Origin of the sequence: Aeromonas sp. S11(2024) (assembly GCF_041402345.1) — a bacterium.
GTDB classification, from domain to species: Bacteria; Pseudomonadota; Gammaproteobacteria; order Enterobacterales; family Aeromonadaceae; genus Aeromonas; species Aeromonas veronii.
The window spans coordinates 354,354-371,635 of the sequence record NZ_JBGLRC010000001.1; the positions used below are offsets into that span (position 1 = coordinate 354,354).

Annotated in this window: 14 protein-coding genes; 5 read left to right on the plus strand and 9 right to left on the minus strand. The window is 60.4% G+C overall.

Going from position 1 to position 17,282, the window contains the following annotated elements:
• The first annotated feature begins 132 nt into the window (after positions 1 to 132).
• On the plus strand, positions 133 to 2,265 hold the full coding sequence (locus ACB040_RS01490) for a sigma 54-interacting transcriptional regulator (protein WP_371154139.1): 2,133 nt from the start codon (positions 133 to 135) through the stop codon (positions 2,263 to 2,265).
• Positions 2,262 to 3,128, plus strand: a complete 867-nt coding sequence (gene fdhD / locus ACB040_RS01495) for a formate dehydrogenase accessory sulfurtransferase FdhD (protein WP_371154137.1) — start codon at positions 2,262 to 2,264, stop codon at positions 3,126 to 3,128. Before ACB040_RS01490 ends, fdhD begins: the two co-directional genes overlap by 4 nt.
• 105 nt (positions 3,129 to 3,233) lie before the next feature.
• Here the strand turns inward: fdhD and asd are convergent, their stop codons facing one another.
• The 4 genes from asd to ACB040_RS01515 all read right to left on the minus strand — a co-directional run bounded on the left by asd (position 3,234) and on the right by ACB040_RS01515 (position 7,848).
• On the minus strand, positions 3,234 to 4,346 hold the full coding sequence (asd, locus tag ACB040_RS01500; protein ID WP_005345266.1) for an aspartate-semialdehyde dehydrogenase: 1,113 nt from the start codon (positions 4,344 to 4,346) through the stop codon (positions 3,234 to 3,236).
• 352 nt (positions 4,347 to 4,698) lie between these two features.
• A complete protein-coding gene (locus ACB040_RS01505) occupies positions 4,699 to 6,006 on the minus strand; it encodes a D-amino acid dehydrogenase (RefSeq protein ID WP_371154287.1) in 1,308 nt (435 codons plus the stop codon).
• A 157-nt stretch (positions 6,007 to 6,163) separates the two neighbouring features.
• The gene (locus ACB040_RS01510) at positions 6,164 to 7,684 is read right to left on the minus strand and encodes a cryptochrome/photolyase family protein (RefSeq protein WP_371154134.1); all 1,521 of its coding nucleotides are present in this window, start codon (positions 7,682 to 7,684) and stop codon (positions 6,164 to 6,166) included.
• A complete protein-coding gene (locus ACB040_RS01515) occupies positions 7,684 to 7,848 on the minus strand; it encodes a DUF2256 domain-containing protein (RefSeq protein WP_074042620.1) in 165 nt (54 codons plus the stop codon). Before ACB040_RS01515 ends, ACB040_RS01510 begins: the two co-directional genes overlap by 1 nt.
• 460 nt (positions 7,849 to 8,308) lie before the next feature.
• Here ACB040_RS01515 and ACB040_RS01520 point away from each other — a divergent pair, with 460 nt between their 5' ends.
• Positions 8,309 to 9,694 (plus strand): tryptophanase, encoded by a 1,386-nt coding sequence (locus ACB040_RS01520; protein ID WP_371154132.1) that lies wholly within the window; start codon positions 8,309 to 8,311, stop codon positions 9,692 to 9,694.
• 132 nt (positions 9,695 to 9,826) lie between these two features.
• Here ACB040_RS01520 and cdd read toward each other — a convergent pair whose 3' ends face one another.
• The 3 genes from cdd to ACB040_RS01535 all read right to left on the minus strand — a co-directional run bounded on the left by cdd (position 9,827) and on the right by ACB040_RS01535 (position 11,948).
• Positions 9,827 to 10,711 (minus strand): cytidine deaminase, encoded by an 885-nt coding sequence (gene cdd, locus ACB040_RS01525; RefSeq protein ID WP_371154130.1) that lies wholly within the window; start codon positions 10,709 to 10,711, stop codon positions 9,827 to 9,829.
• A 197-nt stretch (positions 10,712 to 10,908) separates the two neighbouring features.
• Positions 10,909 to 11,595 (minus strand): LrgB family protein, encoded by a 687-nt coding sequence (locus ACB040_RS01530; protein ID WP_371154128.1) that lies wholly within the window; start codon positions 11,593 to 11,595, stop codon positions 10,909 to 10,911.
• Positions 11,592 to 11,948: a CidA/LrgA family protein gene (locus tag ACB040_RS01535; RefSeq protein WP_005333279.1), complete on the minus strand. Its 357-nt coding sequence runs from the start codon at positions 11,946 to 11,948 to the stop codon at positions 11,592 to 11,594. Before ACB040_RS01535 ends, ACB040_RS01530 begins: the two co-directional genes overlap by 4 nt.
• A 165-nt stretch (positions 11,949 to 12,113) precedes the next feature.
• Between ACB040_RS01535 and ACB040_RS01540 the strand changes: the two genes are divergently transcribed.
• Positions 12,114 to 13,823, plus strand: a complete 1,710-nt coding sequence (locus ACB040_RS01540) for a glycoside hydrolase family 36 protein (RefSeq protein ID WP_371154125.1) — start codon at positions 12,114 to 12,116, stop codon at positions 13,821 to 13,823.
• 78 nt (positions 13,824 to 13,901) lie between these two features.
• On the opposite strand, the gene ACB040_RS01545 is transcribed toward ACB040_RS01540, so the two are convergent.
• Both ACB040_RS01545 and sbcB read right to left on the minus strand, forming a co-directional pair.
• Positions 13,902 to 14,402 (minus strand): hypothetical protein, encoded by a 501-nt coding sequence (locus tag ACB040_RS01545; RefSeq protein ID WP_005360277.1) that lies wholly within the window; start codon positions 14,400 to 14,402, stop codon positions 13,902 to 13,904.
• Between the two features lie 155 nt (positions 14,403 to 14,557).
• The gene (gene sbcB / locus ACB040_RS01550; protein WP_100647259.1) at positions 14,558 to 15,985 is read right to left on the minus strand and encodes an exodeoxyribonuclease I; all 1,428 of its coding nucleotides are present in this window, start codon (positions 15,983 to 15,985) and stop codon (positions 14,558 to 14,560) included.
• 374 nt (positions 15,986 to 16,359) lie between these two features.
• Here sbcB and yhfZ point away from each other — a divergent pair, with 374 nt between their 5' ends.
• Positions 16,360 to 17,259, plus strand: coding sequence for a GntR family transcriptional regulator YhfZ (yhfZ, locus tag ACB040_RS01555; protein WP_201986655.1), 900 nt, complete (start codon positions 16,360 to 16,362; stop codon positions 17,257 to 17,259).
• Positions 17,260 to 17,282 lie beyond the last annotated feature (23 nt).

Here is a 17,282-nt window from a genome sequence, read left to right on the forward strand (position 1 = left end):
TTTCGTCACCGCTTTTCTTATTGGCAGCCGCTTTACGGGCTGCGGCTATTTATTTTGGTGACGGGTGCTTGTCGTGATGCGATGGCATGGACAGCCTGACTGGTGACTAAATCGATATAATGTGAGGCCGCAATGCTAAATGTGAGTGCCATCCCCCTGGACGAGATCTCTCCCATCTGGGACGACGGTTTCCTCCTGCTCTCCAAATCCCTCCTGTCGGCCGTGACGCTCGATGATTTTATCCACAAACTCAACAAGATAGATGCCAGCTTCGGCGGCGTAACCCGGGTCAACCTGATCCTCAACATGGGTGCGGACGAGGAGGCCATCTTCTACTTCATGGGACAGTCTGGCCCAAAGCATCTGGTCTGCCCCAAGGCAGAGCTGCACCTCTCTCCCCGTCCTACCAAAGAGACCCCGGAACAGGCCATCATTCTCGCTGCCGCCCGCTTTGAGAATCGCTGCCCGGCGCTGGATCGCGAAGGGGTCTACGGGGGGCTGCGCTCCTACTGCCAGCTCCCCATCACCACCGCCCGCAGCCACCTTGGCGGGGTCGAGTTTATCAACACCCAGCTCGACAGCTTCACCATGGAGACCTTGGCCAAACTGACCCAGCTGGCGGCCATTATCGCCATTGCGCTGGAGAACGTGCTCGACAAGGAGCGCACCCTGGAGCAGGCCAACTCCCTGCGCCTTGAGCGCGACAGCTGCAAAATTCTGGTGGATGTGACCAACGCGGTGATAAAACTGGTGCGCATCGCCGAGCTGCCCAAGAGCCTGTTTGCTATCCTGCATCACCACTTCGGTATCAGCAGCTTGTGTCTGGCCGAGTACAACGCCACCTCCGACAGCTTCAAGAGCTATCTGGTCAATCAGCACCAGAGCGAGCAGCCGGGCATCATCGACCACTCCTGTTTTGAAAAGAAGTGCCTGCAGGGTGCCCTTGGCCACAGCGAGCCGTTTTTCGTCTATCGCGAACACGGTCACGGCTGCAGCAATCGCTGCCGCTTTACCTCCCAGATCCTGCCGCCCGAGGCCGACAGCTCCTGCATTTTGCCGCTGCGTTATCGGGGCAACCTGCTGGGGGTGTTGATCCTCTCGCACCCCAACGCCGACTTTTTTGCCGATATCGATATCTCCTTGCTGGAGCAGGTGGCGGCGCGCACCGCCATAGCCATGAACAACGTGCAGGCGCAGCAGGAGATCTCCAACACCAACGGCGCCAAAGAGAAGACCATTCGCATCAACGAGCCGCAGATGCAGGGGGAGTTCCCCCACATCATCTACCAGAGCGCGGTGATGGATAGTGTGCTGGAGAAGGTGCGGCTGGTGGCCGAGAGCGACAGTACCGTGCTGATCCTCGGCGAGACCGGTACCGGCAAGGAGCTGATCGCCCAGGCCATTCACGCCCTGAGTGCCCGCCACGACCACGAGATGGTAAAGGTGAACTGCGCCGCCATCCCCACCGGCCTTATCGAGAGCGATCTCTTTGGCCACGAGAAGGGGGCCTTTACCGGTGCCCTGACCCAGCGCATCGGCCGCTTCGAGCGGGCCCACAAGGGCACCCTGTTCCTCGACGAAGTGGGGGATATGCCGCTGGACTTGCAGCCCAAACTGTTGCGGGTATTGCAGGAGCACGAGCTGGAGCGGGTGGGCAACAGCAACCCCATCGCAGTGGATGTGCGGCTGGTGGCCGCCACCAACTGCGATCTGCTCTCCATGGTCAAGAACAAGCGTTTCAGAAGCGATCTCTACTACCGCCTGAACGTCTTTCCCATCGAGCTGCCGCCGCTGCGGGAGCGGCGCGAGGATATTCCGCTCTTGGTCAATTTCTTTATCAAGAAGATCGCCAAGCGGATGCGCCGCACCATCACCTCGATCCCCGCCGATGCCATGAAGATGCTGGTGTCGCTGCCCTGGTACGGCAATATCCGCGAGCTGGAAAACGTCATCGAGCGCGCCGTGGTGATGACCCGCGGCCATGTGCTCAACCTCTCGCCCGATGAGCTGATGCCCCTCAAGGGCTACCACAAGATTGAGACCCTGGTTTATGACGAGCCCGCCACGCCGCTCTTTGCCGAGGAGGGGCCGATTGATGAGCGCGAGGCGATCATCGCCGCCCTGCGCGACTGTAACGGCATCGTCGCTGGCGAACGGGGGGCGGCCAACCGCCTCGGTATGAAGCGCACCACCTTGCTTTCGAAAATGAAGCGGCTCGGCATCTCGGCCAGAGATCCCGAGATCATCGATGGGGTCGCACCATGAGAGAGGTAATTGAGCTTGAGGCGCGTGATGAGCTTAGCGAGCTGAGAAAACAGAGCGAACAGAACGAACTGGCCCGCTGCGCCATCCACCGCGAGGTGGTGCACTACCGCGCCGATGCACTGACCTGCGACAGCGAAATGGCGCTCCCCTCCGAGACGCCGGTGGCGCTGGTCTACAACGGCATCGCCCACAGCGTGATGATGTGCTCGGCCTCCGATCTGGAGGATTTCGCCATCGGCTTTTCGCTATCCGAGGGGATCATCGACAGCCTGCTCGATATCCACGACATCGAGCATATTGACGGCTGTCAGGGGATTGAGCTGCATATCACCCTGGCCAACCGCTGTGTCTATCGCCTTAAAGAGAAGCGGCGCACCCTGGCGGGGCGCACCGGTTGCGGCATCTGCGGCAGCGAGAGTCTGGAGCAGGTGATCCGCACCCAGCCAAGCTTGCCTGACAGCCAGCGTCTGGCGGTGGGTCATATCGACAAGGTATTGACCGCGCTGCGCCCGATCCAGCTATTGGGCCAACGCACCGGCGCCACCCATGCTGCGGTGCATCTGGATGGTGAGGGCAATATTCTCGCCATCCGCGAGGATGTGGGGCGCCATATTGCGCTGGATAAGCTGGTGGGCCACTTGTGCCGCACGGGTCGGCGCGACGGCGCCATTCTGGTGACCAGCCGCGCCAGCTTCGAGATGGTGCAAAAGTGCGCCAGCGCCGGGGTGGAGATCCTGCTCGCCATCTCGGCCGCTACCGAGCTTGCGGTCGAGCGGGCCGAGCAGACCGGGCTCACTCTGGTGGGCTTTTGCCGCCCCGGTCGGGCCGAGATCTACAGTGGCTGCCAGCGCATTCTGCTTTAAGTGACAGTAAGAGTGAGAACCTGCTAAAGGGCTTATAAAAACTGGCAATGAAAAAGGGCGGGGAGTGTGACTCCCCGCCCTTGTTGTATCTGCTGCTGTGGCGGATTAGCGCGCCAGCAGGATACGCAGCATGCGGCGCAGCGGCTCGGCGGCGCCCCACAGCAGCTGGTCACCCACGGTAAAGGCGGCCAGATACTCAGGGCCCATATTGAGTTTGCGCAGACGACCCACCGGAATGCTGAGGGTGCCGGTGACGGCCGCCGGAGTCAGCTCGCGGGCGGTGATATCGCGATCATTGGGGATCACTTTTACCCAGTCGTTGTGGGCAGCCAGCAGCGCTTCGATCTCCGCCAGCGGCACATCTTTTTTCAGCTTGATGGTGAACGCCTGGCTGTGGCAGCGCAGGGCACCGATCCGCACGCACAAACCATCCACCGGAATGACGGCGTTTTCGATACCCAAAATCTTGTTGGTCTCGGCCTGCCCCTTCCACTCTTCACGGCTCTGGCCGTTGTCGAGCTTGGTGTCGATCCAGGGGATAAGGCCACCGGCCAGCGGCACGCCGAAGTTGTCTACCGGCAGGGTGCCGGAGCGGGTCTTCTCGGTGATCTTGCGCTCGATGTCGAGAATAGCGGAGGCAGGGTCGGCCAGCTCGACCGCCACTTCGTCGCGCAGCATCCCCATCTGGGTAACCAGCTCGCGCATATGGCGGGCACCGCCACCGGAGGCGGCCTGATAGGTGGCCACGCTGACCCACTCCACCAGATCGGCCTTGAACAGGCCGCCGAGGGCCAGCAGCATCAGGCTGACGGTGCAGTTGCCGCCAACGAAGGTCTTGATGCCATCGTTCAGGGCCTGCTCGATGACATCGCCGTTGACCGGATCCAGAATGATGACGGCATCTTTCTCCATCCGCAGGGAGGAGGCGGCGTCAATCCAGTAACCCTGCCAGCCAGCGGCTTTCAGGCGCGGATAGACATCCTTGGTGTAGTCGCCGCCTTGGGCGGTGATGATGATATCCTGCTTGGCCAGCGCTTCGATATCGAAGGCGTCCTGCAGAGTACCGGCATCGACGCCGAAGTTGGGAGCGGCCTCACCGGCCTGGGAGGTGGTGAAGAATGTGGGTTGAATATGGGCGAAATCCTGCTCTTCCTGCATCCGGCTCATCAGAACCGATCCCACCATGCCACGCCAACCGACCAAACCTACTTTTTTCATAATGTCCTACCCTGGATTGCTGCTAAAGAAACTCGCGATGACACCCGTAACCCCTTGTCTGGCGACGCCTGTTTACAAGCGGTTTACAGGCCATTTAAAAAATATGCGCTGCGAAAAATGCGTCTATCCACATTACGGATTGTGACGGCTTGCGCAAGTCGAATTGCGCAATATTCTGTGCCGTTTGCTGCATTAACCGGCAGCCAGAGCACCGCTCAGGCAGACGGGGAGGGAGAAGGTCAACATCAGACGAAAAGGCCACCGTTTATGGCGGTGGCCTGTCAATAAAGCGGTTGAGAACGTCCTCTGCTGGGCGTAGTTGGCGAGTGAAGCAGCCCGACAGCGTAGGCGCTTAGCCGTAACGGGCCAGGGTGAGCCCCTCATCGCTGATGGCGGGCTCGCTGCCGTTGATAAGATCGCACAACAGCTGACCCGAACCGGCCGCCATGGTCCAGCCTAGGGTGCCGTGGCCGGTATTGAGCCAGAGGCCGGGAATGGGGCTTGGCCCTACCAGCGGGGTGCCGTCCGGCGTCATGGGACGCAGGCCGGTCCAGAACTCGGCTTGGCTGATATCGCCCCCCTCGGGGAAAAGATCCCCCACCACCATCGCCAGCGTGTCGTGGCGCCTCGGATTCAAGGCTAGGTTGTAGCCCGACAGTTCCGCCATGCCGCCGACCCGGATCCGCTCGTCAAAGCGGGTAATGGCCACCTTGTAGGTCTCGTCGAGCACGCTACTGCGCGGCGCGGCCTCGGCGTTGATCATCGGCAGGGTGAGGGAGTAGCCCTTGACCGGATAGACCGGCAGCTCCAGCCCGAGCGGGCGCAGCAGCGGCCGTAAAAAGCCGGTGGCATAACTGCCGAGCGCACAGACGATGGCATCGGCGCGATAGCGCTGCTCGCCCGCCCGCACCGCCACGGCGCGGCCGCGGGCTTGCTCAATCTCGTCAATGTCACAGTTGAAGACGAACTTGACCCCGAGCTTCTCGGCTTCAAGGGCAAGGGCCTTGGTGAAGCGGAAGCAGTCGCCGGTCTCGTCGCCGGGCAGACGCAAGCCGCCGACGATTTTGCCGCGCACCCGCGCCAGCGCAGGCTCTGCCGCTTCGCAGCCGCTGGCATCCAGTGACTGGTAGGGGACGCCATACTCCTCCAGCACCTCGATATCGCGCTGGCTGGCATCGAGCTGGGATTGGCTGCGAAACAGCTGCAGGGTGCCGAGCTGACGCCCTTCGTAATCGATACTCAGCTCGTCGCGCAGCAGCTTCATGCAGTCGCGGCTGTATTCGGCCAGACGCACCATGCGCCCCTTGTTGGTGGCATAGGCGGTCGGAGTACAGTTGGCGAGCATTCTGAGCATCCAGCGTAGCTGGAAGGGGTCGGCGGTGGGGCGCACGGTGAAGGGGGCATGCTTTTGCAGCATCCACTTGGCGGCCTTGAGCGGGATGCCGGGGGCCGCCCAGGGGGCTGCATAACCGGGTGATATCTGCCCGGCGTTGGCATGGCTGGTTTCAAGGGCGACGCCACCTTGTCGCTCCAGCAGGGTCACCTTGTGACCCGCCTTGGCCAGATACCAGGCGCTGGTTACCCCAATCACGCCGCCACCGAGAACCACTATCTCCATATCGTCTTTCCTTGACTGATCTCCTGATGTGGCCACCACCATAATCAGCCGCCACAGGATATTCAACAGCTCTACGCAGGATTGGGATCTCCGTCTGCTTGCCGGTCACAGGCTGGTGTTTGGTGCGATGACGAGCCTGATTGCCAGCGTAAATCGCTGCGCTGTTGTCAGTGTGAATGTGCCAGGGGATATGGCCCGCTTACAACTGCTCCAGCTTGATCAGGTAGTGCTCCGCTGTTGCCAGAATGGCCTGCTGTTGTTCTGCGGCTTGGCCATCCCAGTTGGCATAAGGGAGGGCGAGGCGGGGATTGCGGCCAAGTTTGTCCCGATTGCGCCAGAGAAAGTGCCAGTAGAGGCTGTTGAAGGGGCAACTTCCGTCGCCGTGGCGGGCTTTGACCTGATAGTGGCACCCCTTGCAGTAGTGGCCCATCCGTTCGAGATAGGCGCCACTGCTGGCGTAGGGCTTGCTGCCCATCAGGCCGCCATCGGCAAACTGGCTCATGCCGCGGGTGTTGGGCAGCTCCACCCACTCGATGGCATCCACATAGATGCCGAGATACCACTGATCCACCTCGTCAGGATCGATCCCCGCCAGCAGGGCAAAGTTACCGGTCACCATTAGCCGCTGGATATGGTGGGCGTAGCCATGCTCAAGAGACTGGCGAATGGCGTGGCGCACGCAGGCCATCCTGGTTTCGCCACTCCAGAAGAAACCGGGCAGCGGCCGGTTGGCCTCGAGAAAATTGGTCTGCTGGTAGTCAGGCATCTTCTCCCAGTAGAGGGCGCGGACAAACTCGCGCCAGCCGAGGATCTGGCGAATAAACCCCTCTACCTGCGCCAATGTGATGGTGGCCTGATTAGCCTGCCAGTGGGTCTCGGCGGCGCGGATCACCTCAAGCGGATGAAGCATCTTGCTGTTGAGGGAAAACGACAAGCGGCTGTGAAACAGGCTCCAGCCTCGCTCGCTCAGGGCATCCTGATAGCGGCCAAAGTGGGGCAGGCAGTGGGTGAGAAAATGGGCGAGCAGCTCACGACTCTGGCGCCGGGTGATGGGCCACGGCAGTTGGCTGGCATCCGCCTCGCCGATGGTACTGACCCCGTGGCGGGTCAGCATGGCGTCAATCTCGCTCACCTCGTTGGCAAAGGTGAGGGGGGCCGGGATTGGCTGGCGATCCGGCAGCTTGGCGCGGTTCTCGTCATCAAAATTCCAGCGCCCGCCAAGGGGTTGGCCGCGCTCATCGAGCAGCACTCGGTATTGCTTGCGCAGGGCGCGGTAGAAGAACTCCATCCGGCTGTGGGGGTAGCGCTGCCAGCCATCGCGGGGGGTGAGAAAATGTTCGCTCTCCACCTCGGTAGCAGGGATGGCAAGGCCCGCCGCCCAGCTTTTCAACTGGTTGGCGAGGCGCCACTCGTCCGGGCTCTGCCAGGCAAAGCTGCTGGCCTGATGTGCTTCGAGCTGAGCCTCCAGCAAGCTCGGCAAATCGGGCCAGCGGGCGCTCTCATCGAGGGTCAGGTAACAGACGCGGTGACCCGCTTGGGTGAGGGCTGCTGCGAAGGCGCGCATGGCGGCAAAGAAGGCCAGCACCTTCTGGCGATGGTGGCGGCAGTAGTCGGTCTCCTGGCGCAGCTCCGCCATCAGGTAGCAGATTGCCGGATCCGGGGTGCGAAACCAGCTGTGACGGGCGTTCAGCTGATCGCCGAGAACAAGGCGCAGCTCCATCAGGCTGGCTCCTCATTATGTTGATGGCTACGGAGACGAGCGTGGCGACAGCGTTCGCTGCAGTAGCGAACCTCCTCCCAGCTGCGCGCCCACTTGCGCCGCCAGCTGAAGGGGCGCTGGCAGACGGGGCAGATCTTCTCGGGCAGATGGGGTTTGCGATGCATGATGGCTTCCGGCCCTGGCTGATGGGGGATGTGACGTGTGGGTAGGGAGAATAACGAAACGGGGGCGCGGGCGGATCAACCTCACTGCCAGTTTGCCGCGCAGACGCCCACTTTGTGAGCGGGCGCACAGCCCGTCGGTGCATCCCTTGTTTGCCAATAAACCAGCCGTTAACGTGGCGAGGCTGCCTGTTGGCAGCATCCATCTATGGATCTTGTTGGCCACCGACTGTCTACAACCGATATGGAGGGGAGTGATGCCAATCATGACAGCTACGCCCCGGGCAGCTTGCCTGCTCGCCCACTGGTATACCCGGGATCCCATTCTCACCTTCGACTTTCCTCACCGCTGATTGGCGGCACCCGCCGTTTGAATTTGTCAGCCGGACGACCCTGATCGCCCCGGCCTCTTTGCCAATCCCGATTTCAAACACACTGGCCCAGCGCCGGTGAGGAGTATTTTATGCGTCGTATACCCGAGCCGTTTCGTATCAAGATGGTCGAGCCCATCAAACAGACCACTGGCGCCGAGCGCCGCGCCGCCCTCGAGGCCGCGGGCTGGAACCCCTTCCTGCTGCTGGCCGAGGATGTCTATATCGATCTGCTGACCGACAGCGGCACAGGCGCCATGTCCGACCGCCAGTGGGCCGGCATCATGATGGGGGATGAAGCCTATGCGGGCAGTCGCAACTTCGTCGAGCTGGAGCGCACGGTGCGCGAGATCTTTGGCTATCAGCATGTGATGCCCACCCACCAGGGGCGCGGGGCCGAGCAGATCCTCTTCCCCGAGCTGGTCAAGCGCTGCAAGGGCAAGGCACCGGTCTTTATCTCCAACTACCACTTCGACACCACCAAAGCCCACGTGGAGTTGGCCGGCGCGCGGGCCATCAACCTGCTCACCCCGAAAGCCCTCGACACCACGGCCCCTTACGCCTGGAAGGGGGATTTTGACCTTCCTCGCCTGAGCGACACCATTGAAACCCTGGGGGCCGACAACGTGGCCGGCATCATCATCACGGTGACCTGCAACAGTGCCGGTGGCCAGCCGGTCTCCATGGCCAATATGGAGGCGGTTTCCGAGTTGGCCCGTCGCCACCAGATTCCGGTGGTGATCGACGCCGCCCGCTTCGCCGAGAACGCCTGGTTTATCAAGGAGCGGGATCCGGCCTATGCCAAGCACAGCATCAAGGAGATAGTGCGCCAGATGTTCGCGCTGGGGGACATCTTCACCATGTCGGCCAAGAAGGACGGACTGGTCAATATCGGCGGGCTTTGCTGCTTCAAGGAAGATCTCGACCTGTTCCGCGCGGTGCAGGTGCGCTGTGTTGCGATGGAGGGGTTTGTCACCTACGGTGGCCTTGCCGGGCGGGACATGGCGGCGCTCGCCATTGGCCTGCGGGAGGGGATGGATGAGGAGTATCTCACCTACCGAATCAGTCAAGTGGCCTATCTCGGCGAGCGGCTGACCGAGGCGGGCATCCCGATCCAGACCCCCACCGGCGGTCATGCGGTGTTTGTGGATGCCAAAAAGCTGCTGCCCCATATTCCGGCCGAGCAGTTCCCCGCCCATGCGCTCGCCTGCGAGCTCTATCTGGAAGGGGGCGTGCGCGGGGTGGAGATTGGCTCCCTGCTACTCGGGCGCGATCCCGCCACCGGCAAGCAGGAGGCGGCGGACTTTGAGTTGCTGCGTCTCACCATTCCGCGCCGGGTCTACACCCGGGATCACATGGACTATGTGGCCGACTGCCTGATTGCGGTGAAAGCGCGGGCCAGCGACATTCGCGGGCTCACCTTCGACTATGAACCGCCGCTGCTGCGTCACTTCACTGCGCGGCTGAAACCTGTCTGATCAGCAACCGGTTAGATGTGGTGATCAACCGCGCCAAACTGTGAAGACCAAGAGCCGTTCCCGGTTAAACGGCCCAGTAAAAAAGCCCCCGCACCAAGGTGCGGGGGCTTTCGTTTATCGAAGCAAACTGGGTCAGACCGCTTGATACTCCAGCTCGACAGAGCCCAGCGCCTGGAGGGTGGACTGGGCGGAGTCACGCTGGCTGATCTGACCGTTTTTATTCTCCAGCAGCACGGCGCGGCAGATGGTGGCGAGATCTTCGCCGTTAAGCACCGCATGGGCGCAGGCCATCTGCATCGGCGGCAGGCTGGGGTTGAAGGCAGCATTCTCGGCGTAGCGGCCAGAGAAGATGCGGCCATCGGCAAATTGCAGCGCCACTGCAGCATAGCCCTGACTGTAGGGGGCGTAGCTTTGACGGGCGGCGGCCAGCGCAGCCTGCCACAGCGGGTCTTCGCTTTGAAGCTCAAGCTCTGCGTGATCCTGCGGGCTCATCAGCGCATCTGTGATGTCGAGATCCGCCGGGCCAAACGAGTGGGGCAGGAAGGATTGCAGGGCGCTCAGGTCATCGGGCAGGGAGACTTTCAGGATCTTGGCGGTGCTCAGCTCGTTCATGAACTGACGGCAGTGGCCGCAGGGGGTGTAGTTGACGGTGATTTCGCTGATCCCGGTCTCGCCACCCAGCCAGGCGTTGGAGATGGCGGACTGCTCGGCGTGGACCGAGTGGAACAGACCTTGCCCCGCAAACTCCATGTTGGCACCGAAGTACCAGCTGCCGCTCAGGCCGCAGGCGATGGCACCGACATAAAACTTGGAGATGGGGGCCACCGAGCAGGCGGCGGCCAGCGGCAACAGGGCGAGGCGCAGGGCGCGATCATCGAGACCTGTGGCGGCTTTCAGGGTGGCGACTTGCTCCGGCGTGAAGCGGGCGTTGAAGTCGGCACTATCCAGCATGGGCTGCACGGCTGCTTTTAGCGGGGCAGAGAGGGTATCGAATGGCTTGGCAAAACGGGGATGCATAGTGTGTCCTCAAAGGCCAATTGGGCGGCCATTGTAGGGAGCAAGCTCGGGTAAATGTGTGAGCAGGCTCACGCCCTGACGGGCAAACGGAGGGGGATGGTAATGGAAACGTTTGTCTTGTGCAAATTGTGCGGCAGGTCGCACCCCGAGAGGCCAGCAGGCCCCCCGGAATGGTCAACAGGTGGTCAATGGGGTGATCAGATCAGCCAGTGATAGATGGCAAACAGCAGCGGGGCGACGGCCGCGGTGAGGATCCCGCACACCACCATGGCGAGCGATGCAAAGGCGCCCTGGGTGATCCCTTTCTCGGCGGAGGTGGCGGTGCCGATGGCGTGGGCACAGGCCCCCATGGCGAGCCCTTGCGCTTCCGGATCGGTCACTTTGAGCAGTTTGAGCAGCGGGTAGCCGATCAGGGCACCGACAATCCCCACCACCACCACCACGGCGGCCGCGATGGCGGGAATGCCGCCGATGGACTGGCTGACGCTCATGGCGAGCGGGGTGGTGATGGATTTGGTAGCCAATGAGGCGAGCAGTGCCGGATCTGTGCCCATAAAGTGACCGATCAGCAGGGTTGTGCACACCGAGATCAAGACGGAGGCGAGGGTACAGATTAGGATGGGCTTGAGTTTGGCCTGGATCTGGCGCGCCTGCTGATAGAGCGGCAGCGCCAGCGCCACCACGGCGGGCTCCAGCAGCATGGTAATGGGGCTGCTGCCGCGCTCGTACTGCTCAAGTGGCAGCTCAAACCAGAGCAGCAGGCCGATGATCACCGCGGTCGGCACCAGCACAGGGTTGATGATGGGCCAGGGCAGACGGCGATAGAGGGCGCGGGTGGCGAAATAGAGCGCCAGGGTCAGGGGAATGGCTAGCCAGAAGATCATTTGTTCATCCTCTGGTAGAGCCGACCGACGGTGGCGAGGATCAGCACGATCCCGAGCACGATGCAGAGCATGATGACGCCGAAGGATTGGCGCAGGGGCTCAAGCCAGGCCACCAGTCCGACCGCAACCGGCACGAACAAAACGCCCATGTGGCGCAGCAGCAAGCCAGCCCCCAGCTCGACCCAGTGCAGCTTGATCAGTTGCAGGGAGAGCAGCACAAACAGCAGCAGCATGCCGATGATGCTGCCGGGAAAGGCAAACGGCAGGATGGCTGCCACGGATTTGCCTGCCAGCAGGCAGGCGACGATGACCATAAAGTCACGAAAGTACAGCAAGGCGCGTTGCGCGATCACGTGAACCTCATCGACTGGGAAGAAAAATCGCAGTTTACCAGAGAGGCCGGGTCGCGGCATTAAAACAATAACAACTGAAATCAGTTCGTTTGAAGCTGATTTGTATGCAGATTATCTGTTGAACATCGTCTGATAGAACCCTTTTTCGAACTACAAGGAGTAGTGATGGCATCCCTCTTGTCCCGAGTTCGCCAGCTGGCGAACGATAATGCGTTGCCACCCCATCTGCTGCAAACCCGTCAGTGGGAAGGGCCCCAGTGTCGGGTGCGCCTCGACAACACCGGTTCTGATGCCACCTCGGTTGACCGCTGGGTGCTGTTTGACGGCAAGCTTGGTCTGCCGGTGGAGAGCGCCATCTATGGCGAAGGATTCCAGATGCTGGCCCAGACCATGGGTAGCTGGCAATCACCGCAACATGTCGGCCGTTGCCCCGATGCCAGCGTCTATCGCATCACCGATGACAATGGCTACCACACCATTCACAACCTGTTGCTGGTGGAGCATGGCAAGGGGTGGCTGCTGCTCGCCTTTGCCAGCTGCCACCGTTTTGGCGGGGAGTTTCGCCTCTACCCCGATGGCCGCTTGCAGATCCTGATGAACTGCGAAGGGCGAAAACTTGCAGCCGGTGAGCACTGGCAGAGCGAGGCGCTGATCTGCCTCGAAGGGGCGGAGCGCGAAGATCTGCTGGCCGAACTGGCACGGCTGATCGAGGCCGAGCACGGCTCGCAGATCGGTAAGGTGAGCGAGCGCCCGAGCGGCTGGTGCTCCTGGTATCACTACTACGCCGAGGTGAGCGCCGCCGATATTCGCGAGAACCTGCAGGTGCGTGCCGAGCGCTTCCCGGCCCTGCGCTATGTGCAGATCGACGACGGCTATCAGGCCAAGATGGGCGACTGGCTTACTCCGTCGGCCAAGTTCGAGCAAGGTGTTGCTGCATTGGCTGCGGAGATCAAACAGGCTGGCTGCGAGCCCGCTCTCTGGGTCGCTCCCTTTATTGCAGAGCCTGGTTCACAGGTGTTTCAGGAGCATCCCGACTGGTTTGTGAAGGGGGATGACGGTCTGCCGTTGCCCTCCGAGCGGGTCACCTATGGCGGTTGGCGCTGCACCCCCTGGTATGTGCTGGACGGCACCCACCCCGAGGTGCAGGCGCACCTTGAGCAGGTGTTCAGCACCCTGCGCGAGCAGTGGGGCATCCACTACTTCAAGCTCGATGCCAACTTCTGGGGCGCCATCCACGGTGGTCGTTTCCACGATACGGCGGCCACCCGGGTTGAAGCCTATCGACGAGGTATGGCGGCCATCCTGCGTGGTGCTGGTGAAGGCGCTTTCCTGCTCGGTTGCAACGCACCCATCTGGCCAAGCCTTGGATTGGTGCACGGCATGCGGGTGAGCGATGACGTGGAGCGCAATGGCCACCGCTATCGCCAGATTGCCCGTGAAGCCTTCTGCCGTGCCTGGCAAAATGACAAGCTCTGGGCCCTCGACCCCGACTGCATTTGCCTGCGGGATCTACCGAGCCAGCAGGCAAGTAAAGCTGAATACAGTTTCCATCTGGCTGCACTGGTGGCGAGCGGTGGCATGATGCTGGCCGGTGATCGGCTGCAAGATCTCGATGAGGAGCAGGCTGCGCAACTGCGCAAGTTGCTGGCGCTCTGCGCCGCCCGGGCACCCTCTGCCCGTTTCGAGTCGATGGACTTTGCCTGCGGCGAAGTAAGCCTGCCCGAGGGCGGTACTCTGCTATGCCTGTTCAACTGGGAGGGGCAACCACAGGAGTTTCTGCTGCCGGAAGGGGGAAGCGATTTTTGGCTGGGACAGGCAGTCGGCACGGCTGTGACCCTGCAAGGGGGCGAGGGGCGGGTGATCCGCTACACCTGATCACAGCCTCACCACATACAATTCAGGCTCCATGACGGAGCCTGAATTGTTTCAATCAGCGGTTATCAGTCACGTTTTTCAGTAACGCCACTCAAAACCGACGGCGTATTTGGCTGAGCCATAGCCCGGGATATCACTGCCGGAGGCGATCGCCTTGAGGGTTAGCAACGGGGTGATGGGCACCCCCAGACCAAAACCGATAGCTAGCTGATCATTGGGGTTCCCCATCAGATCGACCCGCATCACCCGATAGAGGGACATGTCCTCGCTCAGGTGCATATAGGCTTGCGAAGCGCGGTTATAGACCTGACCAAACACCTCCAGCTGGAAACCTGACTGTGCGCTGATGGCCAGCGGTACCCCGACAAACTTGTAGAGATGGGAGCCGTTGAAGTAGCTGTTGGTGATCAGGGGAGTGAAATCAGTCTGCTGATAAAGGGTGTTGAAGTTCTGTTCTACGATGCGATAGGTCTGCTCGGGCAGGCGAGCAAGATAATCCGGCACATCGAACCGGTATGCGGCGTTGGCTGCCAGCGGCAGCAGGGCCAGTAATCCGAGCAGTGCGTGGTGACGAGGCATCAGCAAATGGCTTCCGTTCGGCCAAAGAGATCTCTTGCTTGGGAGACATCCGCTCAGGATGTTGCAAGATATTGGTTTTTGGGGAGATCCCCTTCGTCATTATGACCTGAAGAAGGGGATGAGCGGGAAGGATTTATTGTGAAACTACTCACAACTCATAAATCTTCCAGATAGTGGTAGAGACTCTTAAGAATCGCAAAGTTCCGTTCGTTACTCTGGTTCTGCTCTGCCAGCGCTTCGAGACGGGGCACGTAGTCCGGCAGACGGCGGCTGAAGTAGTCGCTGCAGTGCAGGCGCCAGCGCTTCTGCTCTGCTTCGCTCAAGGTGTGTGGCCAGTTGCGGGCGCGGTAGCGGAACAGCATCTCTGGCAGCCGGGCGTCGGTAAAGGCGAACTCCCGTTCACCCAGCAGATCCGCGGGGGTGGCACGCACCAGATCCATGGTGGACTTGTCGCCATGGCCAAAGAATCCTGCGTAGAGCTGGGTATCGGGGTCGCTCTCATTGCTGCCGGCGAACTCCTGATTGAACACTTCCACCAGTTTTTCCCGCACCTCGGGGTGGGCGCGCAGCAAATCTAGGCTCTTGCGGCACTGCTCACGATTGATGCCGAGCTCGTCGGCGCGCTCCGCGGTCAGGGTGGCGGCCGGCGCCAGCACCGGGCACTTGTTGATGTGCACCAGTTTCACCGGAATGCCCGCCAGATCCCCCAGCTCCTCTTTTTTGGTATAGAGGCGCTCGCGGATCTCCTCGCTGGAGAGTTCAATGAGCGGGGTGGGGTCGCGGGTCAGGTCGACCATGATCACCGCGTTCTGGTTGGTGGGGTGCCAGGCGAGCGGTGAGACCCAGCTTGCACACCCCTGCCAGGGGGAGAACATACCGGAGACGTGTACCAGCGGTTTCATGGTCACCACGTCGATCAGTGCCTTCACCTTGTTCTTGTTGCGAAGGTCAAACAGGTACCCGAATAGCTTGGGCTGGGCCTTTTTCACCAGCTTGGCCATCTCGATGGTGGCCAGCACGTCCGAGAGTGCATCGTGTGCATTGGCGTGGGCCACGCCGTTGGCGACTGTCAGCTTCTCCAGCCGGAAGCTCGGTTTGCCCTCATCGTCAAACGCCCACTCGATCCCCTCCGGGCGCAGGGCGTAGCAGGCCCGCAGCATGTCGAGAATATCCCATCGGGAGTTGCCGTTCTGCCAACTGTAGGCATAGGGGTCATAGAAGTTGCGATAGAGGGTGTAGCGGGTCACCTCGTCATCGAAGCGGATGCTGTTGTAGCCAAGCACACAGGTATTCGGCGTGGCGAACTGCTCGTGGATCTGGCGAATGAAATCCGCCTCGCACAGCCCATCCTTCATCGCCTTTTGCGGCGTGATACCGGTAATCAGGCACGCCTCCGGATCCGGCAGGTAGTCTGCCGGAGGCTTGCAGTAGATGACCAGCGGCTCGCCAATGATGTTGAAATCCGCATCGGTACGAATACCGGCAAACTGCGACGGCCTGTCCTTGGCGGGGCTGATGCCGAAGGTCTCGTAGTCGTGGAAATAGAATGTTGGCTCGTTGCCCGCGTGTGCTGTTTTGCTCATGTTGCTCGAGATGAGGTATCCGATGACGGCGGCTAGCGCCTGGGTGGGCGGTGCCAGGCACCACAATTGCCTGCATGGTAAACCATAGCGCAGGCAGAACGAAGGGCGAGCCGCGCAGGTGGCGGTTTATTGGGCGGAAAGAGACCTCATAGAGTTAGAGGGGAGTCAGCCAATCAGGTGGCCAAATTCACTATGTCACTAGATCCAACGCTTCAGTCGGTCGGAGACATGGCGCTCTTGGGTCGCGCCCGTGGTTTTTTTGCAAGGATCCTCTCTCATCCGATTTGTTATGAAGGCGCTCACAAAATTGAGCAATCGTTTAGTTTTGGGCGAAATCTCTGGTGTATCATTTGTTCAAAATAATGAAGATATAAATGATGACAAACCCATACATCAGTAAAGAAGGCATGGCAGTGATATGCCTTGCAAAGTATCTCATGACGACCCAGCCTGACGACCGCCTGAGGACGATAGAGTCCTTGTCTGACGAGATCGGTGTATCGGTTGGATTTATACAGAAGGCGTTTACCACGCTGGAAAATGACAAGGCGGTCAGCTTGAGTAAGCAGGGGCGTAATGGCACTTATATTCGGCAACTCGATTATCAAAAGCTTGTCCGTTACTCCGGCATCAGCCATGTGGTGTGTGCCATGCCGCTGCCTTATACAAAGCACTACGAGGGCCTGGCCAGTGGATTGAAGGCGCAACTTGGCAGCCTGCCACTCTATTTTGCCCATATGCGCGGCGCTGATGTCCGTGCCGAATGCTTGAAAAAGGGTGTCTATGACTTAGCCATTATGTCCAAGCTTGCTGCTGGAACATTGGGTGGTAGCGTGAAGATCCTGGCGGATCTGGGGGCTGAGTCCTATTCACTCGAGCATCGATTGATTTATAGGGAAAACGAATATGAGACTATCAAACGCGTAGGGGTCGATCCGGCATCTCCTGATCAGCGAATTCTGACCGAGAAGGCGTTTGCAGGAAGAGAAATTGAAATTGTCGAGATCAACTATTCCAACAGCTTGAGTTATCTCGTTTCCGGGCAGATAGATGCGGTCGTGTGGTTGCCCGAGGCCATCGATATGAATGTATCGGGGCTGTGCGAAAAATCGCTTCAGCATATTGATGAATGTCGCCAAGCATCCCAGGCGGTAGTTCTTGTCAGTCGCCAGCGCCAGCATGTCTGCGAGCTAATTAGTAAGTTACTTGATGTTCATCAACTGTTGGTCCATCAGCGTTTAGTAATTGAAGGGAAGTTAATACCAAGTTATTAATATTTGAATATGGAGATATGCAG